The sequence below is a fragment of the Mycobacterium sp. 20KCMC460 genome (assembly GCF_022179425.1).
Taxonomy (GTDB): domain Bacteria; phylum Actinomycetota; class Actinomycetes; order Mycobacteriales; family Mycobacteriaceae; genus Mycobacterium; species Mycobacterium kiyosense.
Window position 1 is genome coordinate 846,041 of sequence record NZ_AP025524.1, and the last position, 24,875, is coordinate 870,915.

General features: G+C 68.5%; 18 protein-coding genes. 12 read left to right on the top strand and 6 right to left on the bottom strand.

The features are described 5' to 3' along the window. Positions 1–97: 97 nt before the first annotated feature. The 3 genes from MKCMC460_RS03880 (at position 98) to MKCMC460_RS03890 (ending at position 3,704) form a co-directional block, all read left to right on the top strand. Positions 98–1,813: an acyl-CoA dehydrogenase gene (locus tag MKCMC460_RS03880; protein WP_236980207.1), complete on the top strand. Its 1,716-nt coding sequence runs from the start codon at positions 98–100 to the stop codon at positions 1,811–1,813. A 275-nt stretch (positions 1,814–2,088) separates the two neighbouring features. Continuing rightward, positions 2,089–2,769 carry a TetR/AcrR family transcriptional regulator gene (locus MKCMC460_RS03885; RefSeq protein ID WP_236980208.1) on the top strand — a complete coding sequence of 227 codons (681 nt, stop codon included), beginning with the start codon at positions 2,089–2,091 and terminating at the stop codon, positions 2,767–2,769. Continuing rightward, positions 2,766–3,704 carry a R2-like ligand-binding oxidase gene (locus MKCMC460_RS03890; RefSeq protein WP_236980210.1) on the top strand — a complete coding sequence of 313 codons (939 nt, stop codon included), beginning with the start codon at positions 2,766–2,768 and terminating at the stop codon, positions 3,702–3,704. Before MKCMC460_RS03885 ends, MKCMC460_RS03890 begins: the two co-directional genes overlap by 4 nt. A gap of 9 nt (positions 3,705–3,713) precedes the next feature. Here MKCMC460_RS03890 and MKCMC460_RS03895 read toward each other — a convergent pair whose 3' ends face one another. After that, positions 3,714–5,090: an NADP-dependent succinic semialdehyde dehydrogenase gene (locus MKCMC460_RS03895; protein ID WP_236980212.1), complete on the bottom strand. Its 1,377-nt coding sequence runs from the start codon at positions 5,088–5,090 to the stop codon at positions 3,714–3,716. Between the two features lie 80 nt (positions 5,091–5,170). Between MKCMC460_RS03895 and MKCMC460_RS03900 the strand changes: the two genes are divergently transcribed. The 5 genes from MKCMC460_RS03900 to MKCMC460_RS03920 all read left to right on the top strand — a co-directional run bounded on the left by MKCMC460_RS03900 (position 5,171) and on the right by MKCMC460_RS03920 (position 11,888). Then, on the top strand, positions 5,171–6,814 hold the full coding sequence (locus MKCMC460_RS03900; RefSeq protein ID WP_236980213.1) for an acetolactate synthase large subunit: 1,644 nt from the start codon (positions 5,171–5,173) through the stop codon (positions 6,812–6,814). 106 nt (positions 6,815–6,920) lie between these two features. Further along, positions 6,921–8,285, top strand: coding sequence for an HNH endonuclease signature motif containing protein (locus MKCMC460_RS03905; protein ID WP_238305318.1), 1,365 nt, complete (start codon positions 6,921–6,923; stop codon positions 8,283–8,285). Between the two features lie 175 nt (positions 8,286–8,460). After that, positions 8,461–9,729, top strand: coding sequence for a PE-PPE domain-containing protein (locus MKCMC460_RS03910; protein WP_236980215.1), 1,269 nt, complete (start codon positions 8,461–8,463; stop codon positions 9,727–9,729). 20 nt (positions 9,730–9,749) lie between these two features. After that, the gene (locus MKCMC460_RS03915) at positions 9,750–10,634 is read left to right on the top strand and encodes a LysR family transcriptional regulator (RefSeq protein ID WP_236980217.1); all 885 of its coding nucleotides are present in this window, start codon (positions 9,750–9,752) and stop codon (positions 10,632–10,634) included. Between the two features lie 99 nt (positions 10,635–10,733). After that, entirely contained in the window at positions 10,734–11,888 is a 1,155-nt protein-coding gene (locus MKCMC460_RS03920) for an NAD-dependent formate dehydrogenase (protein WP_236980219.1), read from the top strand. Positions 11,889–11,899: 11 nt separating this feature from the next. Here the strand turns inward: MKCMC460_RS03920 and MKCMC460_RS03925 are convergent, their stop codons facing one another. The 3 genes from MKCMC460_RS03925 to MKCMC460_RS03935 are packed head-to-tail and all read right to left on the bottom strand — an operon-like array spanning position 11,900 to position 17,739. Further along, positions 11,900–13,327, bottom strand: coding sequence for a lipase maturation factor family protein (locus tag MKCMC460_RS03925; protein WP_236980221.1), 1,428 nt, complete (start codon positions 13,325–13,327; stop codon positions 11,900–11,902). A gap of 7 nt (positions 13,328–13,334) precedes the next feature. Further along, positions 13,335–17,513: an alpha-(1->3)-arabinofuranosyltransferase gene (locus tag MKCMC460_RS03930; RefSeq protein ID WP_236980224.1), complete on the bottom strand. Its 4,179-nt coding sequence runs from the start codon at positions 17,511–17,513 to the stop codon at positions 13,335–13,337. A gap of 55 nt (positions 17,514–17,568) precedes the next feature. Then, positions 17,569–17,739 (bottom strand): DUF2613 domain-containing protein, encoded by a 171-nt coding sequence (locus tag MKCMC460_RS03935; RefSeq protein ID WP_236984604.1) that lies wholly within the window; start codon positions 17,737–17,739, stop codon positions 17,569–17,571. A gap of 246 nt (positions 17,740–17,985) precedes the next feature. Between MKCMC460_RS03935 and MKCMC460_RS03940 the strand changes: the two genes are divergently transcribed. Genes MKCMC460_RS03940 through MKCMC460_RS03950 form a run of 3 tightly spaced genes read left to right on the top strand, consistent with a single transcriptional unit; the run spans position 17,986 to position 21,111 of the window. Then, entirely contained in the window at positions 17,986–19,188 is a 1,203-nt protein-coding gene (locus MKCMC460_RS03940; RefSeq protein WP_236980226.1) for a glycoside hydrolase family 3 N-terminal domain-containing protein, read from the top strand. Between the two features lie 41 nt (positions 19,189–19,229). Continuing rightward, positions 19,230–19,856, top strand: coding sequence for a TetR/AcrR family transcriptional regulator (locus MKCMC460_RS03945; protein WP_236980228.1), 627 nt, complete (start codon positions 19,230–19,232; stop codon positions 19,854–19,856). A gap of 4 nt (positions 19,857–19,860) precedes the next feature. Next, positions 19,861–21,111: a chloride channel protein gene (locus tag MKCMC460_RS03950; RefSeq protein WP_236980230.1), complete on the top strand. Its 1,251-nt coding sequence runs from the start codon at positions 19,861–19,863 to the stop codon at positions 21,109–21,111. Between the two features lie 25 nt (positions 21,112–21,136). Here the strand turns inward: MKCMC460_RS03950 and MKCMC460_RS03955 are convergent, their stop codons facing one another. Together MKCMC460_RS03955 and MKCMC460_RS03960 are read right to left on the bottom strand one after the other, a co-directional pair. Beyond that, the gene (locus MKCMC460_RS03955) at positions 21,137–21,991 is read right to left on the bottom strand and encodes a MaoC/PaaZ C-terminal domain-containing protein (protein WP_236980232.1); all 855 of its coding nucleotides are present in this window, start codon (positions 21,989–21,991) and stop codon (positions 21,137–21,139) included. Between the two features lie 64 nt (positions 21,992–22,055). Then, positions 22,056–23,420 (bottom strand): 3-oxoacyl-ACP reductase, encoded by a 1,365-nt coding sequence (locus MKCMC460_RS03960; protein WP_236980234.1) that lies wholly within the window; start codon positions 23,418–23,420, stop codon positions 22,056–22,058. Positions 23,421–23,543: 123 nt separating this feature from the next. On the opposite strand from MKCMC460_RS03960, the gene MKCMC460_RS03965 reads away from it, so the two are divergent. Continuing rightward, positions 23,544–24,857, top strand: coding sequence for an acetyl-CoA C-acetyltransferase (locus MKCMC460_RS03965; RefSeq protein WP_236980236.1), 1,314 nt, complete (start codon positions 23,544–23,546; stop codon positions 24,855–24,857). The last annotated feature ends 18 nt before the right edge of the window (positions 24,858–24,875 follow it).

Consider the following 24,875-nt stretch of genomic DNA (forward strand, 5'->3'; position numbering starts at 1 on the left):
AGTTCGCGGTGTCCGGACCCGGCGACGGCGCTGCGCACCTACACTCAACCACCGACCTGTCTGACCAAGCTTGCTCGAACCCCGCGGGAGTCACGTCATGCTGCTCGACCCCAACAACCTGCAACGCACGTATCCGGATGCGCGGTCGGCGGAGATCATGCAGGCCACGGTCGATTTCTTCGAGAACCGCGGCAAGGCCAAGCTCAAGCACGACGATCACGAGCGCGTCTGGTACTCGGAGTTCCTCGACCACATCGCCGAGAACCGGATCTTCGCCTCGCTCATGACTCCCGCGGCGTACGGGGCCGACGACTGTCGGTGGGACACCTACCGGATCAGCGAGTTCGCCGAGATCGTCGGCTTCTACGGCCTGAGCTACTGGTACCCCTTCCAGGTGACCGCCCTTGGCCTGGGGCCGATCTGGATGAGCGACAACGAGGACGCCAAACGCAAAGCCGCCGCCCAGCTCGAGCAGGGCGAGGTGTTCGCGTTCGGCCTGTCCGAGCAGGCCCACGGCGCCGACGTCTACCAGACCGACATGATCCTGACGCCTTCGAAAGAGGTAGGGCACGGCTGGGTCGCCAACGGGGAGAAGTACTACATCGGCAACGCCAACGTGGCCCGGATGGTCTCGACGTTCGGCCGCATCGACCACGGGTCGAAGGAACCCGAATACGTCTTCTTCGCCGCCGACTCCCAGCACGACCGGTACGAATGCAGGAAGAACGTAGTGAATTCGCAGAACTACGTGGCGAATTACGCGCTGCACCAATACCCGGTCACCGAGGCGGACCTGCTGCACCGCGGCATGGGTGCCTTTCACGCCGCGCTGAACACGGTCAACGTGTGCAAGTACAACCTGGGCTGGGGCGCGGTCGGCATGTGCACGCACGCCTTCTACGAGGCCATCACCCACGCCGCCAACCGGCAGTTGTACGGCAGCGTCGTCACCGACTTCAGCCATGTCCGGCGGCTGCTCACCGACGCCTACGCGCGGCTGGTCGCCATGCGTCTGGTGTGCACCCGGACGTCGGACTACATGCGCAGCGCCTCGGCCGAAGACCGCCGTTACCTGCTGTACAGCCCGCTCACCAAGGCCAAGGTCACCAGCGAGGGCGAGCGGGTGGTCACCGCACTGTGGGATGTCATCGCGGCCAAGGGCGTGGAGAAGGACACCTTCTTCGAGACCGTCGCCCGCGAGATCGGGCTGCTGCCCCGGCTGGAGGGCACCGTGCACATCAACATCGGGCTGCTGGCCAAGTTCATGCCGAACTTCCTGTTCGCCCCGGATGCCGCGCTGCCGCTGATCGGGCGTCGCGACGACGACGCCGACGACACCTTCCTGTTCGATCAGGGGCCGACCGGCGGCCTGGGCAAGGTGCGGTTCCACGACTGGCGCGCGTCCTTCGACGGCTACGCCCACTTGCCGAATGTCGCGCTGCTGCGCCGCCAGGTCGAGGTGCTGGCCGAGATGCTTGCGTCGGCGACACCAGATGCTGTGCAGCAGAAGGACATTGACTTCGCCTTCGGGGTGGGTCAGATTTTTGCCCTGGTGCCCTACGCGCAGCTGATCCTGGAGGAGGCGGGCATCTCGGGTGTGGACGAGGCGCTGCTGGACGAGATCTTCGGCCTGCTGGTGCGCGACTTCAACAGCTACGCAGTCGAACTCAACGACAAGGCCGCCACCACCGACGAGCAGGCGCGCTTTGCGCTGCGGATGATTCGGCGCCCGGCGCACGACCGCGCCCGCTACGACAAGGTGTGGAAGGAACAGGTGCTGCCGCTCAACGGCGCCTACCAGATGCGGCCCTAATGTGCCTTGACCAGCTCTACCGTTGGGCGCCGAGCGCCGAGCGCCGAGCGCCGGGCGCCGGGCGCCGGGTGCCAGTGCCCAGCGGTCCAGCGGCCAGCGCCTACCGCCCAGCGGCCCCATATGTACGGTCAAAGCCCCGTTTCACCGACATTTTGCGGACTCTCATGCCGGTCGACATCGGCGGATGGTGCGATATGCGGCGCGGCCCGCCACAGCCTTGACTGTGAACCACGTCACAGTAGAATGACCACCGGTCATACCAGTCAGGAGGCCGCATGCCGACAGTGACCTGGGCCCGCGTCGACCCGGCCCGGCGGGCTGCCATCATCGAGGCCGCCGAGGCCGAATTCGGCGCCCACGGCTTCTCCAACGGCAGCCTGAACGTCATCGCCCGTCGGGCCGGCGTCGCCAAGGGCAGCCTGTTCCAATACTTCGCGGACAAGCGCGATCTCTACGCCTTCATCGCCGACGTCGCCAGCCAACGGGTGCGCGTCTTCGTGGAGGAGGTCATCCGCGAAATCGAGCCCAGCCGAACGTTTTTCGAATTCCTCACCGAACTGCTCGACGCCTGGGTCACCTACTACGCCGAGCATCCGCGGGAACGCGCGCTGCACGCCGCGGCCACCCTCGAGGTCGACACCGACGCCCGGATCAGCGTGCGCAATGTCATCCACCGGCACTACCTGGAGGTGCTGCGCCCGCTGGTGACCGAGGCGCTCCGCCGCGGCGACCTGCGGCCCGATTCCGACACCGAGGCATTGCTGTCGCTGCTGCTGATGATCTTCCCGCACCTGGCACTGGCCCCGTATATGCGCGGCCTCGATCCCATTCTCGGCCTCGACGAACCCAACCCCGAACAGCCGGCACTGGCCGTGCGCCGTCTGGTCTCGGTACTGGCTGCCGCGTTCTCACCCGTCCCCAGCCCAGCCCCACTAGACACCAGGAGCGTCACATGACCCGCACCCACACCGGCTCGATGGTGGCCGGCGGCCTCAACTGGGAGAGCTTGCCGCTCAAGCTGTTTGCCGGTGGTAACGCCAAATTCTGGAATCCCGCCGATATCGACTTCTCCCGCGATCGGGCCGACTGGGAGAAGCTCTCCGACGACGAGCGCGATTACACCATCCGGCTGTGCGCGCAATTCATCGCCGGTGAGGAGGCGGTGACCGAGGACATCCAGCCGTTCATGGCCGCGATGCGCGCCGAAGGCCGGATCGGCGACGAGATGTACCTGACGCAGTTCGCGTTCGAGGAGGCCAAGCACGTCCAGGTGTTCCGGATGTGGCTGGACGCCGTCGGGGTCACCAACGACCTGCACGGCTACCTCGACCCGCTGCCCACCTACCGGCAGATCTTCTACGACGAGCTGCCGGACTGCCTGAATGCGCTGACCAAAGACGCGTCCCCGGCCGCGCAGGTACGGGCGTCGGTCACCTACAACCACATCGTGGAAGGCATGCTGGCGCTCACCGGCTACTACGCCTGGAACAAGATCTGCGTGGAGCGTGGCATCCTGCCCGGCATGCAGGAGCTGATCCGGCGCATCGGGGACGACGAGCGGCGCCACATGGCGTGGGGCACCTTCACCTGCCGTCGCCACGTCGCCGCCGACGACGCCAACTGGACGGTCTTCGAATCGCGGATGAACGAGCTCATCCCAATGGCTCTGCGGCTCACCGAGGAGGGGTTCGCCCTCTACGGCGAACATCCGCCGTTCGACCTGTCGCAGGACGAGATGCTGCAGTACTCGATGGACAAGGGCATGCGGCGGTTCGGCACCATCAGCAGCGCCCGCGGCCGCCCGGTCGGTGAGATCGACCTGGACTACTCACCGGTGCAGCTCGAGGACGACTTCGCCGACGAGGACGCCCGGGCGCTGGCCGCGGTTTAGCGCGGGCCGTCAGCCCACCCACACCGTCTTGGCGTTGCAGAACGCCTTGATGCCCAAGCCGGCCAGTTCGCGTCCGTAGCCCGATCGCTTGACGCCGCCGAACCCGAGTTCGGGATAGGACACCGTCATGCCGTTGATGAACACCTGACCGGCTTCGATGTCGTCGATGAAGCGCTCCTGCTCGGCTTCGTCCTGCGTCCACGCGTTGGAGCCCAACCCGAAGCTGGTGGCGTTGGCGATCTCGATGGCCTCGTCGATGTCGGAAACCCGGTACATGGAGGCGACTGGCCCGAACACTTCCTCGGTGTACAGCGCCATGTCCTTGGTGATGTCGGTGATGACGGTCGGCGGGTAGAACCAGCCCGGCCGGTCGGGGCGCTCGCCGCCGAGGCGAACCTTCGCACCGGCGGCGACGGCGTCGTCGACCTGCTTGGCGATCTCGTCGCGGCCGGACTCGGTGGCCAGCGGGCCCACGTCGGTGTCCGGGTCGGTCGGATCGCCGACCTTCAATGCCTGCATCTGCTCGACGAACTTGTCCACGAACTCGTCGTAGATGTCGGTGTGCACGATGAATCTCTTTGCCGCGATGCAGGATTGGCCGTTGTTCTGCACGCGGGCCTTGACTGCGGTCTTGACCGCGTCGTCCAGCGGCGCCGACGGCATCACGATGAACGGGTCGCTGCCGCCGAGTTCGAGCACGGTCGGCTTGATCTCGTCACCGCAGATGGCGGCGACGGCTTGCCCGGCCGGCTCGCTGCCGGTCAGGGTGGCCGCCGCGACGCGCGGGTCCCGCAGGATGCGCTCGACGGCGCTCGAGGAGACGAGCAGCGTCTGGAAACACCCGTCCGGGAATCCGCCGCGGGCGATCACGTCGGACAGATACAACGCCGACTGCGGCACGTTGGAGGCGTGCTTGAGGATGCCGACGTTGCCCGCCATCAGGGCCGGCGCGGCGAACCGCACGGCCTGCCACAGCGGAAAGTTCCACGGCATCACGGCCAGCACTACGCCTAGCGGCTGGTAGCGCACGTAGGCCCGCTTCGCGCCGACCTTCGACGCCTCGGCGGGCTCGTCGGCCAGCAGCTTCTCGGCGTTCTCGGCGTAGTAACGAAAACCCTTGGCGCACTTGAGCGCTTCGGCTTTGGCCGACGCCAGCGTCTTACCCATCTCCAGGGTCATCATGGCCGCGACTTCGTCGGCTTCTTTCTCCAGCAGGTCGGCGGTCGCGTTTGCCCATTCGGCGCGCTGGGCATAGGTGGTCGAATGGCGGTAGTCGAGAAAGCGCTCGTGCGCGCGGGCGATGGCGGCGTCCACTTCGTCGTCGGTGGCCGCGGTGAAGGTTTCGACGGTCTCGCCGGTGGCCGGGTTGATGGTGGCGATGGGCACGCGGGCCCTCCTTCGTTCGGTGGGTTCTCGGAACGTCCACCATCTAGCCTGCCACTATTCTCAGCACCGGGAGGTGGCGGATGAGCACAGCGGCCCAACTGATCGTCAAGTGCCTGGAAAACGAGGGCGTGGAGGTCGTCTTCGGGATTCCGGGGGAGGAGAACATCCGCTTCGTCCAAGCGCTGGCGGCCTCCGACATCCGTTACGTACTCACCCGGCACGAGCAGGCCGCGGCGTTCATGGCCGAGATGTACGGCCGGGTCACCGGGCGTGCCGGAGTGGTGTCGGCGACCCTCGGGCCGGGCGCCATCAACATGCAGCTCGGCGTGGCCGACGCCACCACCAACAGCACCCCGGTGGTCGCGATCTCGGCGCAGGTGGGGCAGGACCGCGAGTTCAAGGAATCCCACCAGTACGTCGACCTGGTGTCGATGTTCGCCCCGATCACCCGTTGGTCGGCGCCGATCCCCACTCCGCACGCCATTCCCGAGATGGTCCGCAAGGCGTTCAAGGTCGCCGAGACCGAGCGCCCGGCCGCGGTGTACCTGGCCGTACCGGAACACATCGACGAGGACGACTCCGATTACGAGCTGAAGCCCTTGCCCCGCAACGTCGTTCGCGCCGATGCGCCGGCCGCCAGGCAGGTGGCCCGCGCGGTCGACATCCTGCGCGAGGCGAAGCGCCCGGTGGTGTTGGCCGGCCACGGCGCCGCCCGCAGCGACGCCACCGCGGCGCTGGTCCGGTTCGCCGAGAAGCTCGGCGTCAAGGTGGCCAACAGTTTTCACGGCAAGGGCGTGATGCCCGACGACCACCCCAACAGCATCGGCACCCTGGGCTTCATGCGGCACGACTACGTCAACTTCGGCTTCGACAACGCCGACGTGGTCATCGCGGTCGGCTACGAGTTGCAGGAGTTCGACCCGGTCCGGATCAACCCGCAGGCCGACAAGAAGATCATCCACATCCACCGCTTCCCGGCCGAGGTCGACGCGCACTACTCGGTGGAGGTCGGCATCATCGGCGACATCAGCGACTCACTCGACGCGGTTGCCGACGCTCTCGAGGGCCACAGTTTCGCCGACGCCGACGTCCCGGGGTCAGGCTTGCTGGCCGAGGAATTCGAGCGGGGACAGAAGGATTCGCGTTTCCCGCTGGCGCCGCAGCGGGTGGTCGCCGACACGCGGGCGGCGCTGGGGCGCTCCGATGTGGTGCTGGTCGACACCGGGGCCACCAAGATGTGGATGGCCCGGCTGTACCCGACGTACGAGCGCAATACCTGTCTGATCTCAAATGGTTTGTCCACTATGGGTTTTGCGCTTCCCGGCGCGTTGGGTGTCAAGCTGGCCAGGCCGCAGGCCAAGGTCCTGGCCGTGGTCGGCGACGGCGCTTTCCTGATGAACTCCCAGGAGATCGAGACCGCGGTCCGGGAGAAGATCCCGCTGGTGGTACTGGTCTGGGAGGACGGCGGATACGGGTTGATCGAGTGGAAGATGGACCTCGAACTCGGCGATCACTACTACGTGAAGTTCGGCAACCCGGACATCGTGAGTTACGCGGAAAGCTTCGGCGCCAAGGGATATCGAATCGGCAACGCCGACGAGTTGTTGCCGACGCTGCGGACGGCGCTGGACGACGACGGGGTGTCGCTGATCGCGTGCCCGGTGGACTATTCGGAGAACCTGCGGTTGACCGACCGGCTCGGGGAGCTGGACGAGACGCTGTAGATCTCTGTGCGCAGGACCCCGGCGGCTTTGTGCACAGTTGGGAGTTTGTCCACAGGGTCGCGCTCGGGGGCGGTGTCGTGTCGTACCCCGGCGATATCATTCGAACATGCTTGCGAACACGCGTGCGGAGATCGTCGAGGTTCTCGACGCGTGCGATGCGGCGGTCGAGCGGTTGTGCGAGTTGCGGTTTGAGGTGCTGAGCACCCCGGAGCGGATGGCGATCCTGGAGCGCTTGGAGACGGTGGTGCGGCGGCTGCCGGTGCCGCAGCATCAGTTGTTGAATCAGCTCGCCGCGGTGAGCAAGGAGGAGTTGGGTGACACCCTGCGTAACGCGCTGGCCGATCGGCTGCGGATCACGACTTCGGAGGCTGGCCGGCGGATCGGCGACGCCGCCGATCTCGGTGAACGGCATGGTTTGACGGGGGAGCCGTTGGCGCCGCGGTTGGAGGCCACCGCCGCCGCCCAACGCCAGGGCCGTATCGGTAGCGGCCACGTGAACGAGATCCGCGACTTCGTCAAACACTTACCGACGGAAGTGGATGCCGGTGCCCGCGAGCAGGCCGAAGCCGACCTGGCCGGCCAAGCCGCCGCCATGCGCCCCGACCAACTCAAGGACTACGCCCTCACGCTGCTGGCCTACCTGCACCCCGACGGGGAATTCTCCGACGACGAACGCGCCCGCAAGCGCGGCCTGAGTCTGGGCAAACAAGACCCCGACGGCATGTCCAAACTCACCGGCTGGATCACCCCCGCCCTGCGCGCCGCCCTGGAAGCCGCCTGGGCCAAACTGGCCGCCCCCGGCATCGCCAACCCCGAGGACCACCTGCCCCACATCGACGAGGGCGAGCCGGACCCCGAAGCGGTCCGCCGCGACACCCGCGGTACCGCTCAGCGTCAGCATGATGGGCTGCACGCCGGGCTGATGGCGCTACTGGCCTCCGGGGACCTCGGGCAGCACCACGGGCTGCCCGTCACCATCGTGGTCACCACCACCCTGGCCGAACTGGAAGCCGGCACCGGCACAGCCCGCACCGGCGGCGGCAGTCTAGTGCCGATGTCCGATGTGATCCGCTGGTCGGGCGCCGCGCACCCCTACCTCGCCCTGTTCGACGGCGCCACACCCCTGGCGCTGTATCACACCAAGCGGCTGGCCAACCGCGCCCAACGCCTGATGCTGTATGCGCGGGATCGCGGCTGCACCCGACCCGGCTGCACCGCTGCGGCGTATCACACCGAGGTCCATCACCTCACCGCCTGGCACACCTGCCTGAGCACCCACATCACCAACCTCGCCCTGGCCTGCGGCATCCACAACCGCCTCGCCGAACACGGCTGGACCACCCGCACCAACCACCGCGGCCTCATCGAATGGCTACCCCCGGCACACCACGACCGGGGCCAACCACGCGTCAACACGATCCACCACCCCGAACGACTCTTCGCCCCCGACGAAGACAACGACGATCCCTAGGTAGGCAAGGACTTGGGTGACGCCTCGGAGGCCACGAATCCGAGGGGTGCATTGGCATGCGTCGGGCCTCCGGTGTGAGCAACACCAGATCCGCTGCGCAACGCGACTGGGCCGCGGTACCCTCTCGGCGATCGCCCGCGTCGGCGTCCCACTGTCGGTCATCGAGGAGGCGGCTTTGTCCCAGGTCGTGGCGGTACCGGACCTGGTGGCGACCGCCGCAGCCGAGTTGGCCGCGACCGGATCGGCGATCGATTCCGCCGGCGCGTCCGCCGCCAAAGCCACCACCTCGCTCTTGACCGCGGCCGCCGACGAGGTGTCGACCGGGGTGGCGGCGTTCTTCGACACGTACGGCCAGCAGTACCAGGCCGCCAGCGCGCAGGTGGCGCAGTTCCATCAGCGGTTCGTGCAGAACCTGGCGTCGGCCGCGACCGCCTACCTGAGCACCGAAATCGGCAGCGCGACAAGCATGCTGGGCGGCGACACCATGACCGGCGCGGCGGCAGCGACCAGGATCACCGTCCCCGGCGCCGGCCCGCTCTACATACCGGATGTCCTGCTGCGGCTGCCCTACCTGGGACAGGTGCTCCTTCAGGGCGGCATTCCCGGACCGGCTTCGGTGTCCCTGCTGCAGGGCTACATCCTGCAGAACACAGCCATCGGGCAGAACTGGTTCTCCGACAGCATCGCCCAAGTGGTCAACTATCCGGCGAGTATGGGCCTGTTGAGCGGCAACTTGTGGGCCCCCTCCGTCAACGATGCCGTCGCCGTCGGGCAGCGGCTGCTGAACGACCAGATCGCCACCGCGGTCGCCGCCTCAGGCGGGTCCCCGGTGCAGATCGCGGGGCTGTCCGAGGGAACGCTCGTCGTCAACCGCGAGTTGGCGTACCTGGCGACCTCGCCGACCGCACCGCCGCCGAGCGCCCTGCAGTTCGCGATGTTCTCCAGCCCCGAAGTCGGCGGCCTGGCCAGCACCTACCTCCCGAATGGCATCACCGTGCCGCTGCTCGGTTACACGTCGCAGAGCCTGGCGAACACGCAGTACAACGTCAGCGTGGTCTTCGGCCAGTACGACGGGTGGAGCAACCCGCCCGACCGGCCCTGGAATCTGCCGGCGGTGGTGAATTCGATGTTCGGCATCCTGTATCAGCACAACCCGGCGGCGCTGACCTCGCTGTCGAACGCGGTCACGTTGTCCAGCGTCACCACTGCGGCGGGCGGCACGGTCACCACGTACATGATCCCCGCACCCACCCTGCCGATGTTGTTGCCGCTGGCGCAGATCGGTGTGCCGCAGCCCATCGTCGGAGGTCTCAACTCCTTGCTCAAGCCGATCGTCGACGCCGGCTACTCGTCACTGACGCCCACTGCCGGGCCGTACTTCTCCCACGGATCGTTGATCGGTTTGCCCACCGCCGCGGACGTGCTGGGCGACCTGCTGACGTGACGAGCGTGGTCGAATGAACCATGCTGTTGCGTCAGCTCGAGTATTTCGTCGCGCTCGCCCAGGAGCGGCACTTCGCGCGGGCCGCGGCCGCCTGCTTCGTGTCGCAGCCGGCTTTGTCGGAGTCGATCCGCAAGCTCGAACAGGAGCTGAAGGTTCCGCTGGTGCGCCGCGGGCAGAAGTTCGAAGGTCTCACCCCCGAAGGTGATCGGCTGGTGCCCTGGGCCAGGCGCATCCTGGCCGATCGCGACGCCCTGAAGCAGGAGGTCGCGGCTCTTCAGACCGGTCTGACCGGAGAGCTGCGGATCGGCGTGGTCCCGGCCGCCTCCACCACGGTCGCCCTGCTCACCGATCCGTTCTGCAGCGCACATCCGCTGGTACGCGTGCAGCTCGAGATGAATCTGCGGTCCGCCCAGATCGTCGAACGCATCCGCCGTTTCGAACTCGACGCCGGTGTCCTTTACCCCGATCAGCAGGACACCGCCGACCTGGTGGTCACCCCGCTGTACGAGGAGACGCCGGTGCTGATCGCCAGCGCCGAGCTGCTGCCCGTCAAAGCCGACGTCATCACCTGGTCGGACGCGGCAACCCTGCCGCTATGCCTGCTGACCCGCGGCATGCGCGGCCGCCGGCTCATCGATGACGCGCTGGCCAGTCAAAACCTAGTGGTGACACCGCAATTGGAAACCGACTCGCTGGCGGCGCTGCTCGCGCACGTGGGCACCGGCCGGTGGGCCAGCATCGTCCCGCAGCCCTGGCTGCGCAGCCTGCGTCCGGCCGCCGACATCAGCGTGCTGCGATTGGAGCAGCCGGCCGTCACCGCATCGATCGCACTCGTCACCAGCAAGGCGGAGCCCGGTTCGGTGCTCGCCCGCGCGTTGGTGCAGATCGCGGCCAACGTGCGATAGGCGCTGCCTATCAGCTGTTCGGAACTGTGTCTTGGACATCGGAGCCGGAGCACGGCGAAACTGAAACCGGTTCTGATACAGCAGGTTAGGAGATCTCCGGTGGCCAAGTGTGTGATGGTGCTATATCCCGATCCCGTCGACGGATACCCACCGCGCTATGCCCGCGACGCCATCCCGGCCATTCACAGCTACCCCGGCGGAAGCACCGTGCCGACCCCGTCGCAAATCGAGTTCACCCCTGGTGAACTACTCGGCTGCGTCTCGGGTGGACTGGGGCTGCGCGAGTTCTTTGAAGCCGCCGGTCACGAGCTGGTGGTGACCTCGGACAAGGAAGGTCCCGACTCGGAGTTCGAACGCGAACTGCCGGACGCCGACATCGTTATCTCCCAGCCGTTTTGGCCGGCGTACCTGACGGCTGAGCGAATCGCCAAGGCGCCCAACCTGAAACTGGCGCTCACCGCCGGAATCGGCTCGGATCACGTGGATCTCGACCTGGCCAAGGAGCGCGGGATCACCGTCGCCGAAGTGACCTACAGCAACAGCATCAGCGTCGCCGAGCATACGGTGCTGCAGATCCTGGCGCTGGTGCGCAACTTCGTCCCCTCGCACCGCTTTGCCGTCGACGGCGGCTGGAACATCGCCGACTGCGTACAACGCGCCTACGACCTGGAAGGCATGGACGTCGGAATCATCGCCGCCGGGCGGATCGGCCGTGCCGTCCTGCGCCGGCTCGCCCCGTTCGACGTCAATCTGCACTACACCGACACCCGCCGGCTGCCGCCCGAGGTCGAGACGGAGCTGAACGTCACCTTCCACCCCGACGTGCAGTCCCTGGTCGGGTCGGTCGACGTGGTGTCGGTGCACTCGCCGCTCTACGCGGACACCCGCGCGATGTTCGACGAGAAACTGCTGGCCTCGATGCGCCGTGGCTCCTACCTCGTCAACACGGCGCGTGCCGAAGAGACTGTCCCGGAAGCGATCGCGGCGGCGCTCCGCAGCGGCCGGCTCGCTGGCTACGCGGGCGACGTGTGGTTCCCGCAGCCGCCGCCCGCCGACCACCCGTGGCGGACCATGCCGAACAACGCGATGACGCCGCACGTGTCGGGCACTACGCTGTCGGCTCAGGCGCGCTACGCCGCGGGCACCCGCGAGATCCTGGAGTGCTGGTTCGGCAGCCGGCCCATCCGGCCCGAGTACCTGATCGTGGACGGCGGGAAGCTCGCCGGTACCGGAGCGTTGTCGTACCAGAAGTGAACCCACACCAGCTAGCGAGGCAGCGATCTCGGCGGCGCATAGCTCCCGATCAGCGTGCGATGCCACCACGCCCGGTCGCGCCGCAGCTCGGTCGGCGTGGTGAACCGGTACTGGTACAGTTGGGCCCGCACGAAATGCGGCGGCGTATCCGGGAAAGGATTGTGCCGCAACAGTTTCAGCGTATCGGCGTCGTTGCGCAGCAGCCGGGTCAGCAACGGCGTCAGCCACGCCAGCGCGTAACCCGGCGAGATCGCGGCGAACCACATCAGCCAATCCAGCCGCAGATGGTACGGCGCGAATTGCCGCGGCAGCCGCCGCACCGAGCCGGGTTTGCCCTTGAATTCGTACTCCCGCCATACGGTTTGGTCGCCAACCGAGGTGTCCGCGGTGCCCTCGACGACCACTTCGTACCGGGTACGGCTGATGCTGCCGAAAGCGCCGTAGGTATTGCACAGATGGAACGCATTGAACGACGCGTTCATTCGCTGCCGCGACGACAGCATGTTGCGGGCCGGCCAGTAGCTCAGCACCAGCATCGCTGCAGCGAGAGCGATCACCAGAACCGCGAACCACGGCGGGGTAGCCGGAAACTCCGGCGTATTGGCCGCCAGTCCCAACCTGGCGAACGTCGACTGGTCGATGGCGCTGAACGCCAGCAGGATGGTCAACCAGTTCAGCCAGGCGAAGTTCCCCGACAGCACCAGCCACAACTGGGTGACGACGATGACCGCCGCGGCCATCCCGGCCACCGGCTGCGGGGCGAACAACCCGAACGGCACCACCAGTTGTGCGAAATGGTTGCCTGCCACCTCGATTCGGTGCAGCGGCTTGGGCAGGTGATGGAAGAACCAGCTCAGCGGTCCCGGCATGGGCTGGGTTTCGTGGTGGTAGTACAGGCAGGTCAGGTCGCGCCAGCAGCGGTCTCCGCGCATCTTGATCAACCCGGCGCCGAACTCGACCCGGAACAGCAGCCAGCGCGCCAGCCACAACGTCAGCACCGGCGGCGCCACCCGTCCACCGCCCAGGAAGACCAGCAAAAATCCGGCTTCCAAAAGCAGTGACTCCCAGCCGAACCCGTACCAGGTCTGGCCCACGTTGACGATCGAGAGGTACAGCACCCACAGCGTCAGCCAGACCAGCATCCCGGCCCACACCGGCACTAACCCCGTCGACCCGGCCGCCACCGCCGCCGCCAGGGCCGCGCCGAACCAGCAGACCGATGCGAAAAACCGGTCGGAATACCGGAACTGGAAGATGCTGGGCGCTTGCCAGAACGATCGCCCGGCCAGATATGCCGGTACCGGCAGCAGGCCGCGCGCCCCGAGCAGCGGCCGGAACTGACGCGCTGCCGCCACGAACGCGATCGCGTAGATCACCGCCACACCGCGCTGCAGGACCAGGCTGCCCAGCCAGTAATCGGGCGCCGAGAACCACGTCATGGCACAACTATTCCTCGTCGTGTTCCCCGTTGCATCCACCATCCTGCGCGGAATCTCCGAATACCACCACCGATGCGGCCAGCACCGCCAGCGAAAGCAGCGCCAGCAGTTGGACATTCGCCCAGTGGCCGGCGTACCCGTGCTCGGAGCGCCAGGGGTGGCGCGACAGCAGCGCCCCAGCCGCGATCAGACCGCCCGCACTCAGCGCCACCATCAGACGCCTGGCTGAACCGAAACGGCGCCGTAATCCCAACACCGCCGCGAAGACCACTGCACCGGCAGCGCCGGAGATCAGCGCGCCGGCTCCCAGCAGCGGTACCACCGCCCAGGGGCCCGGCGCCCACGGAGCCGCGGCGGGGCCGTCGTCCGGGACGCCGCGGCGTCGCCAGAACGCCAGCAACGCCAGCAGCGGCAGTAACGCCAGCCCGAACGCCAGCCCGGCCCGGTATACGGCGTTGGCGGCGAAGGTCAGCGTGATGGTGCCCGGATCGCCGGCGGGCACCAACCAGCCCTGCTGCCACCCGTTCACCGCGATCGGCGTCAGCCGGGTCCCGTTGCTGGTCCGGGCCACCCAGCCGGGGTTGATGCTCTCCGGGATCACCAGCACCCGTGCGGCCGCCGACGCCGGGGCCCGCACTTCGCGCCGGGCCGGACCCCAGGACCCGATTACCGCCGATGTCGTTGCAGCACTTGGCAATTCAGTGCCAGCAGACAGCTGTGCGCCGTCCACCACGAACGCCGGCCCCGGGCTGATCAACAACTCCTGCTGCCCGGGCGGCAGTGCGATCGGATCGGCCTGGCACGGCTGGGCGGCCACCGCCGACCCGTCCAGCAGCGCGCCGACCGTGGTCCGGATCGCGGTGTGCACGAATCGGCCCGCCACCGCGATCACCGGGCCGTGTTCGCAGTCGACGACAATCTCGCGGGCACGGTTGCGCGACGCGTCGGCGGGCGCGATCGGGCTGCCGTCGGCGCCCAGCGCGACGACCTCGGCCAGCCCGGGCGCCTTGAGCTGGTCGAAACCCAGCGCGTTGCGGTCGATGACGTCCTCCCAGTCCAGCAGGCTCACCGTCACCGTGTCGGTGACCCGCGGCTGCAGCGAAAGCGTCTGTCCCCCAACGTCAGTCGTCAACGGTCGTACCTGCGGACCGTCACCCAGGTCGACGGCCACCAGTTTCGGGTGAGCCGGCAACGTGGAACGACTGGCCGTCAGCCGCAACCCGGCCACCTCGGTGGCCCGCGGTAGCGTCAGCGTCAGCGTGGGCGGGCTCTTGTGCTGAACCACTCGCTGCGGCGCAGTCCACGACGTGGCCGGGTCGCCGTCGGTGGCCGCGTACGCCGAGCCCTCGACCTCCACCAGGTCGGAATCGCCACGCGCCCGGGCGGTGTCCGGTTCGGCGATCAGGTCGGCCAGCTTCGGTCCCTGGCGTGGCCGCACCCATACGGTCGGCAGCACCGGTAACGGGGCGGGCACCGTCAGGGTGCGGCTCAGGTTCACCGGCTCTTCGGGGGCCAGCGCCATCGACGCCGCGCAGCGCATGTCGTCGGGACCTGGTGCACAGCCCGGCCTGCCCAGCAGCTCGGCGCCCAGATCCCAACCCGCGACCGCTGCTCCCGGCGGTGGGCCGGGCACCAGCACGGTGTGCCGCAACGCAACCGGGTGCGCGAAACCGGAGGCGTCGTACTGCGTGATCGCCAGGTCGGTGATACCGAACTGCACGCCGGGCGAGCCGTCGTCGGTGGCGGCCGCGGTGATGCGTACCCACGGTGTCTCGCCGAACGGCAACGCGGCGCTCAACGGTTTGCCGGCCTCGTCGAACCGCAACGTGGTGCTGCCGTTGGCGGTTTCCACCACGATGCGGCGGACCTGCGCGCCGACGGCCGTCGCGCTGGGTGTCAGGGTGAGGACGGCGTTGGTCACCGGATGGTCGAAATCCACCCGCAGCCATTGCCCGACCGCAGCCTGCAGCGAGTTGGACACCCACGCGGTGGCCGGGTCGCCGTCGATCGCGGCGGCCGGCGAGGTCGCGGGCGCGACGTCGGGCAGCGCGGTGGCATCCGACGACGAACTGGAGGCCGTGACGCGGCCGCCGGTCCAGCCGCCGTAGACCGTCTGGGCCCCGGGGACGGGATAGTCGGGAACCCGGTTGTAGGTGTGCCGGGCGTCGCCGGGCGCCCGGATCGCCGACGAGTGCAGATCGACTCGGCCGTAGTCGGTTTCCCGGGCCAACGGGGTGTCGGTGACCGTGACCAGCGGGGATTGCAGCCCGGCGGCCTGAGCGTCGGCGTTCATCAGCACCGGCCCCAGCGGCGGGCGGCCCAGCAGCCGTCGTCGCTCGTCCAGACGCAACAGCGCTTCGGGGCCGCCGGTCACCCGTGCCATCCGGTCGGTCTCGGCGAAGTAGGGGCCCACCGCCGCGCCGCCGGCGCCGCCAACGGCATTGACCCGGTAGATCTGCACCGCGGGATACCGCGGCCGCAACCCGCTGTCGTTGACGAACCCGGCCAGTGTGCCGGGGCCCACCGGCCGGCCGAACTCGGCTACCTTGTCCAACCCGGGCGATCCCGCGACCGCGCGGTGCACCAGGATGGGCCGCGCCGACCGGGACGACTCCGGATCCAGGTCGTTGCGCACCACCACGTACGAAATGCCTTGCCGGGCAAGGGTATCGGCCAGACCCGCGGACGGGCGGCCGGCGGCGAACAGGCGCTGCACCGAATCCAGCGCCCGAATTGTCTGCGGCGGGTTCAGCGGGATCGAGTCCCGGACCCCCCACGGTGCGGCACCCAGCACCTGCAGCGGCTCGTCGTGGCTGGTGCCCCACACCTGGGTGGCGAACGGTGCACCCGGCGCCACCAGCACCCGGCCGCTCTGGTGCTCGGTGAGCCAGTCGGCTGCCTGCTGCCAGTAGTCGGGTATCGCGGTGAACGTGCCGGGCGGGGTCAGCCGGCCCGACCAGGCCAGTGACGTGCTCACCAGCAGTGCGGTCAGCGCCACCACTCCGACCGCCACCCGCCGGTCGCGCTCGGGGTGCGCGAAGGCGGCCAGCCACACCGGCCGCGGGGCACTGCCGGGCAGGGGAATGCCGCCCAGCAGCTGGGCCAGTCCCAGCGCCAGCGGGATGCGCACCAGCGGATCCAGCTTGTGTACGTTGCGCAGCGGCGTGCCGCCCGCATCCAGGAACGCCTGCACCTGGTGGGCGATCGGCGAGCCCAGGCCGCCGCTGTAGCCGATGGCCAGCAACACCACCCCGGCCAGCAGCATGCTCACCAGCCGGCCCCGGGCCGGCATCGCCGCGCCGGCCAGCCCGGCCAGCCCGGCCGCCGCGACCAGGCAGGTACCCAGGACCGCGACCGAGCCGGTGACCAGCGGCGCCCCCGCCGTCGCGGTCGGGGCCACGAACGGCGTCCAGCTGTGGGTGCCGCGCAGCACTTCCACCAGCGAGGACCACTGGGTGGTCACCCCGGAGGACTCGATGAAGTCCAGGAACGGCGGGCTCACCCCGCGTAGCTGGCTCAGTGCCACCGCCCACCACAGCACCGCCAAGGCGGTGGCCAGCAGCAACCACCCGCTGTACCGCCACCATCGGCGGTTGGGCCGGTGACAGGCCAGCCAGATCAGCGCGGGCAGACACCCGGCGGCCGTCGCGATCGCGTTCACCGCGCCCATCAGCGCCACCGCCAGCCCGGCCTGGCCGGCCAGCACCCGCACCGAACGCGCGGAACCGCCCCGCAGCGCCAGGATCGTCGGCAACAGCACCCACGGCGCCAGCATCATCGGCAGCGTCTCCGACGAGATGGACCCCAGCGTGGTCAGCACCCGCGGCGACAACGCGAACGCGGCCGCACCCAGCACCCGCGACCCCGGGCTGCCGATCCGCAGCGCCTCGGCGACGCGCAACAGCCCCCAGAAACCGGCGGTCAACAGCAGCGCCCACCACAGCCGCTGGGTCATCCACCCGGGCACGCCGAGCAGGTGGCCGACCAGGAAGAAGCTGCCGTGCGGGAACAGGTAGCCGTAGGCCTGGTTCTGCGACTGGCCGAACGGCAGCTCGCTGTTCCATAGGTTGGCCGCACGCGCCAGGAACCGCAGCGGGTTCGCGGTGAGGTCGAGTTTGGTGTCGGGGGAGACCTGTCCGGGAGCCTGGGCGAAGGTCAAGGCCAGTGCGGCCGCCCCGACGAGCATCAGCCAGCGACGTGAAAGAGCCTCGTGAGAAGTGGAGGCGCCGACCGCCGACCGGCTAGCTGCGGTTGCCGTATTCGACCCGGTTGAGCACCGACGACCCCGGATCGCCCCCGGGCAATGGCGGCTTCGTGTCCTGCTGGATCATCAGGGTCACTCCGAAGACCGCGGCCATCCCCAGCAACATACCGACCACCCCGTACGCCCCGACCGGCGCCAGGATCCGCAGGGCCGAAGTGCTGCGTGCCCCGACTATCGTCGCCGCACCCAGCAGCAGACCCACGCAGACCAGGATGATCCAGATGGTCGGGGACATCGACTTGCTCCTTGGGGTCGCAGAGCTACTCGGCACTGATGGGGGATCGAGAGCAACCTAGCCGCAAACCTAGCAGAAGGGCGGCCGGCCGCGATTCGTCCCGCGGGGCCCGCCGCCCCCCGAACCGGGCGGTGCCGCGACCCGTGACAGCATGTCCGGATGGCATTTTCCCGCCCCCTGGCCGTCGGGCTGGCCTTCTTGGTCACCCTATCGATGCTGGTCGCGGCCTGTGGTCACGGCGGCAAGCGACCCGGGTCCTCGTCGAAGACCTCCCCGCCCAGCTCGTCGGCCGCGCCCTCGCCGTCGACGCCGGCCGCCGCGCCCGGCCCACGGGTGTGCGCCGATCCTAAAGACGTGCCCGCCAAGATCCCGAACCTGCGGGACAAGCTGGCCCAGTTGCTGATGGTCGGAGTGCGCGACGCCGCCGACGCCCGGGCCGTGGTCACCGAGTCCCACGTCGGCGGCATCCTGATCGGCAGTGACACCGACCTGTCCATGCTGCCGGACGGGTTGCGCGACATCGCGAACGCGGCGACACCGCTGCCGTTGGCGGTCGGGGTCGACGAGGAGGGCGGCCGGGTGTCGCGGTTGCGCACGCTGCTGGGCGGCCGTGGGCCGACGGCCCGGAAGATGGGCCAGACGATGTCCACGCAGCAGGTGCACGACCTGGCGCTGGACCGCGGCCGCAAGATGAAGGACCTCGGCATCACCGTCGATTTCGCCCCGGTGGTCGACGTCACCGACGCGCCCGACGAAACCGTGATCGGCGACCGCTCGTTCGGTTCGGATCCGGCCGTGGTGGCCGCGTACGCCGGCGCGTACGCCCAGGGCCTGCGCGAGGCCGGGTTGTTGCCGGTGCTCAAGCATTTCCCCGGTCACGGCCACGGCTCGGGCGACTCGCACACCGGTGAGGTCACCACGCCTCCGCTGAGCGAACTGGTCGGCACCGACCTGGTGCCCTACCGGACGTTGCTGAACCAGAGCCCGGTCGCGGTGATGATCGGACATATGGAGGTGCCCGGCCTTACCGCGGGCGCCCCGGCCAGCCTGAGCGCGCCGGCGGTGACCTTGCTGCGCGTCGGCGAGGGGTACGGCGGGCCCGCGTTCGACGGTCCGATCTTCAGCGACGACCTGTCCAGCATGGCCGCCATCTCCGACCGGTTCGGCGTCACCGAGGCGGTGCTGAAGACGCTGCAGGCCGGACTCGACATCGCATTGTGGGTCACCACCAAAGAGGTGCCCGCCGTGCTGGATCGGCTGGAGCAGGCGGTCAACGCCAACGAATTGCCCGCCGCGACGGTCGACGCCGCACTGGTGCGGGTGGCGGCGATGAAGCGCGTCACGCCGACCTGCGGCGGGTGACTGGCCTAAAGTCGGATCGAGCGGTGAGAGAGGCGTAACCAATGGCAGGTGGTACCAAGCGATTACCGCGTGCTGTTCGCGAGCAGCAGATGCTCGACGCCGCCGTGCAGATGTTCTCGCTGAACGGCTACCACGAGACCTCGATGGACGCCATCGCGGCCGAGGCGCAGATCTCCAAGCCGATGCTCTACCTGTATTACGGCTCCAAGGAAGACTTGTTCGGTGCCTGCTTGAACCGGGAGATGGGCCGGTTCATCGATGGGCTGCGCGCCGACATCGATTTCACCCAAAGTCCGAAAGACTTGCTGCGCAACACTATCAGCGCGTTTCTGCGTTACATCGACGAGAACCGGGCGTCTTGGATCGTGATGTACACCCAGGCCACCAGTTCGCAGGCGTTCGCTCACACGGTGCGGGAGGGGCGCGAGCAGATCATCGAGCTGGTGGCGGGGCTGGTGCGGGCGGGGACCCGCAGTCCTCGTTCGGACACCGAAATCGAGATCATGGCAGTGGCTTTGGTGGGTGCCGGTGAGGCGATCGCAAGCCGGCTCAGCACCGGCGACGTCGACGTCGAGGCCGCCGCGCAGATGATGATCGACCTGTTCTGGGCGGGTCTGCGTGGTGCACCGGCAGACCGGGACGCCGGTCCACACACCGCGACGGGCTAGCCCCGTGCCCCGCCGGAACCTCGACTTCTTCTGCGCGGTAATCATTGTCGGCTTGCTTGCCGGGCTTGCCGGGTTGGCGACGACGATCGTGCTGGAGTCGGTGCAACACCTCATGTACCACTACAGTTTCGGCTCGCTGCTGGACGGCATCACCGGCAGCGGTCCGGCGCGTCGTGTCCTGGCCCCGATGTCCGGCGCCGCGCTGGCCGGCTTGGGGTGGTGGCTGCTGCGGCGGCGCACCGAGGTGCCGCCGCTGGCCGGGACCGTCGCCCGGCACGAACGTATTCCGCGGTTGGCGTGGAGCCTCGATGCGCTGCTCCAGGTGGTGCTGGTCGGCTCCGGAGCATCCCTGGGCCGGGAGGGCGCCCCGCGTCAATTCGCTGCTGTACTGGGCGATTTCGGCACCGGATGGCTCAAGAGGCTGACCCCGGACGATCGGGAGATTCTGCTGGCGTGCGCGGCCGGGGCCGGTTTGGGCGCCGTGTACGCGGTCCCGGCGGCCGGCGCGCTGTTTACGCTGCGAATCCTGCTCAACACCTGGCGGCTGCGGGCGGTGGGCGCGGCGCTGCTCACCTCGAGCCTGGCGGTCGCGGTCGGCTCGCTCGTCACGCACAACCGGCCGGAGCTGGACTGGCCGCGGGCCGACTCGGCTTATCTGCTCAGTGCCCATGCCCTGGCGCTGGCGCCGGTGGCTTTCGCGGTGGGGTGGGCCTTCAGCAAGATCATCGCCGCGGCGCAACCGGCCACGCTCATCCGGTCGTGGGTGTTGATCCCGGGGCTCGCGGCGGCCGGACTGCTGACCGGAGTCTGCTCACACTGGTGGCCGCAGCTGCCCGGCAATGGCAAGAGCATCCTGACGATCAGCCTGGCCAGCGGACTGACCTTGACGTCGGCGGCGGTCCTGCTGGTGCTGAAACCGCTTCTGACGGCGCTGTTTCTGCGAGCCGGGGGCGCCGGCGGCCTGCTCACGCCGTCGTTGGCGACCGGTTCGGCGGCGGGCGCCCTGTTGGTGCTGACGCTGAACGCGGTCGCCGGCACGCACTGGTACGGGCCGGTGAATTCGCTGTGTGGGGCCGCCGGGGTGCTCGCGGTCACGCAGGGTTCACCGGTGTGGGCGGCGATCTTCGTGTGGGAGCTGGCGCACCCGCCGATCCGGATGTTGCTGGCCTTCGCGGTCACCGCGCTCGGGGCGCACGCGATCAAGACATTGGTGCTGGGGCGCAAGCCGCCGCATCCCGACCACCGGTCCGGGTGAGTGCTACACGTCCGCAGGCTGCCGGTTACAGCGGTTCGACGCTGCCCGTCAGGTGCGGGTAGCCCTTCGACAGATTGCGCAACGACAACTTCCAGCCGCGCGAGCCGTCGGAGTCGACCTCGTCGATGTACAACCCGGCGGTAGCCGGCAGCAACACCGGCTTCCCGAACCGCACCGAGTACTGCACCGCGTCCGGGAACCGCGCCTCGATGTTCGCCAATACCGCTGCGGCACTGAACATTCCGTGTGCGATCACGGTCGGGAAACCGAACAGCTTGGCTGCCACCGAGTTGACGTGAATCGGGTTGTGGTCACCGCCCACCGCCGCATAGCGGCGGATCTGCGCGGCGGAGATCTTCAGCACGGTCGGCGGCGGCGGCAGCTTGGGCTGTTTCTGCGGCGGCGGCTTGGGCTCGTCGGACAGGCTGGTGCGCTGCTGGTGCAGGAACGTGGTCACCTGGTGCCAGGCCAGTTCGTTGCCGACACTGACGTCGCTCACCAGATCCACCAACAGTCCCTTGCGGTGCTCGCGCAGGTTCTCCGCATGCACCCGCACACCGACGGTGTCGGTCACCGCGATCGGCCGGTACTGAACGATTTTGTTCTCGGTGTGCACCGATCCCATTGCGGAGAAAGGGAAGTCGAATCCGCTCACCAACGCCATCACCGACGGGAAGGTCAGGGTGAACGGGTAGGTCAGCGGCACGTTGTTGCCGTAGCGCAGCCCGGTGACCGCCGCGTACGCGGCGACGTTGGTGTGGTCCACGGCCAGTTCCTCGACCGTCACCGTGCGTTTCGGCAGCTGGTCGGACCGCGGCAGCACGGGCAACGCCCCGGCCACCGCGCGCAGCATGTTGCGCAATCCGCTTGGCTGACTCATCGCAAATCCTCCTTAATTGTCCGGCTTCTCCTCGGGCCGGTGCGGCCCGCATCGTCGCCGGACACTAGGCGCCGATCATGCCCTGGCCGCAGACCCGAACGACGTTGCCGGTCACCGCGTTCGATGCCGGGCTGGCGAAGTAGGCGATGGTCTCGGCGACGTCCACGGGCTGGCCGCCCTGCAGCAACGAATTGAGCCGGCGGCCGACCTCCCGGGTGGCCAGCGGAATCGCGGCCGTCATCTTGGTCTCGATGAATCCCGGTGCCACCGCGTTGATGGTGATGCCCTTCTCGGCCAGGCTCGGCGCCAGCGCCTGGGTGATGCCGATCATGCCGGCCTTGGTGGTGCCGTAGTTGGTCTGCCCGCGGTTACCGGCGATGCCCGCGATGGACGACAACCCGATCACCCGGCCGCCTTCGCCGATGGTGCCGTTACCCACCAGGCCCTCGGTAAGCCGAAGCGGCGCAAGCAGATTCACGGCGATGACGGCATCCCAGCGGGCGTCGTCCATGTTGGCCAGCAGCTTGTCCCGGGTGATGCCGGCGTTGTTGACCAGAATGTCGGCCTTGCCGCCGTGCTGGTCGCGCAAGTGCTCGGTGATCTTTTCCACCGCGTCGTCGGCGGTCACATCCAGCCACAACGGGGTACCGCCGACCCGGCTGGCGGTTTCGGCCAGCGCATCGGCGGCGGACTCCACGTCGATCGCGACCACCCGGGCGCCGTCGCGGGCGAACACCTCGGCGATGGTCGCTCCGATGCCGCGGGCGGCGCCGGTCACCACCGCCACTTTGCCGTCCAGTGGCTTGTCCCAGTCCGCGGGTGGCGTGGAGTCCTCGGACCCGACGTAGAACACCTGGCCGTCCACGTACGCGGATTTGGCCGACAGTACGAACCGCATGGTCGATTCCAGACCCGTGGCGGCGGGTTTGGCGTCGGGCGCCAGGTAGACCAGGTTCACCGTGGCGCCGTGGCGGACTTCTTTGCCCAGCGAACGGGTGAACCCCTCGAGAGCACGTTGGGCGATCCGTTCCTCGACGCTGGCCGCCGCCTCCGGCGTGGTGCCCACCACCGCGATCCGGGCGCAGTGTTTCAGGTTGCGCAGCAGCGGTGTGAAGAACTTGTGCAGACCCTTCAGCGCGATCGGGGTGGTGATGCCCGTCGCATCGAAGACCAGTCCGCCGAACGAGTCGGCCCAGCGTCCGCCCAGGTTGTTGCCCAGCAGGTCGTAGTCACCGTCCAGGGCCGAGCGCAGTGGCTCGACGACGCGGCCCTCCCCGCCGATCAGCAACGGTCCGGGTAGCGGAGCGTCGCCGACGCTGTACCGGCGCAGCGGCTCGGGCTGCGGCACGCCGAGTTGCTTGGCCAGGAACGATCCGGGGCCGGAGTTGACCACCTGCGAGAACAGATCGGAGGAAACCTTGGTTGCCACTGAGCTTTGCCTTCCGTGGATGGGGACGAACTTACTTGAGAGTAAGAACAGTGGGTAGTATTGCCTGCCGAGGCGGGTACCCCAAAATTAACCCCCGACAAGCGCCGACACACGGAGAGAAAATTGAGCCCTGCAAGTTCCGAGCCGAGACGGCGGGTCGCAGTACTCGGCGGCAACCGCATCCCGTTCGCACGTTCCGATGGCGCCTACGCCGAGGCGTCCAACCAGGACATGTTCACCGCGGCACTCGGCGGCCTGGTCGACCGGTTCAACCTGCGCGGTGAACGGCTGGGCATGGTGGTCGGCGGCGCCGTGCTCAAGCACAGCCGTGATTTCAATCTCATGCGCGAATGCGTGCTGGGTTCCGAGCTGTCGCCCGCCACCCCGGCTTTCGACATTCAGCAGGCTTGTGGCACCGGCCTGCAGGCCGCGATCGTGGCGGCCGACGGTATCGCCGCCGGTCGCTACGACGTGGCCGCCGCCGGCGGGGTGGACACCACCTCCGACCCGCCGATCGGCTTCGGCGACGACCTGCGCCGCACCCTGCTGAGGCTGCGCCGGGCCAAGTCCAATGTGCAGCGGCTCAAGCTGGCCGGCACGCTGCCGGCCAACCTGGGGGTGGAGATCCCGTCGAACAGCGAGCCGCGTACCGGCCTGTCGATGGGCGAGCACGCCGCCATCACCGCCAAGCAGCTGGGCATCAAACGCGTCGACCAGGACGAGCTGGCGGCGGCCAGTCACCGCAACATGGCCGCCGCCTACGACCGCGGCTTCTACGACGATCTGGTGTCGCCTTTCTTGGGTTTGTACCGCGACGACAACCTGCGGCCCGACTCCAGCGCCGAGAAACTGGCCAAGCTGCGCCCGGTGTTCGGCGTCAAGGCCGGCGACGCGACGATGACGGCAGGAAACTCCACCCCGCTGACCGACGGTGCCTCCGTCGCGCTGCTGGCCACCGACGAGTGGGCGGCTGAGCATTCGCTGTCTCCGCTGGCCTACCTGGTGGATGCCGAGACCGCCGCGGTCGACTACGTCAACGGGTACGACGGCCTGCTGATGGCGCCCACTTACGCGGTGCCGCGGCTGCTGGCCCGCAACGGGCTGACCCTGCAGGATTTCGACTTCTACGAGGTCCACGAGGCGTTCGCGTCGGTGGTGCTGGCACACCTGCAGGCCTGGGAGTCCGAGGAGTACTGCAAAGAGCGGCTGGGCCTGGATGCGGCGCTGGGTGCCATCGACCGGTCCAAGCTCAACGTCAACGGGTCCTCGCTGGCCGCTGGGCATCCCTTCGCCGCCACCGGCGGGCGGATCCTGGCGCAGACCGCCAAGCAGCTCGCGGAGAAGAAGAAGGAGCAGGGCGGATCGGGCACGGTGCGTGCGCTGATCTCGGTCTGCGCCGCGGGTGGTCAGGGCGTCGCAGCGATATTGGAAGCCTGACCTGGCGCGCACCTGGCC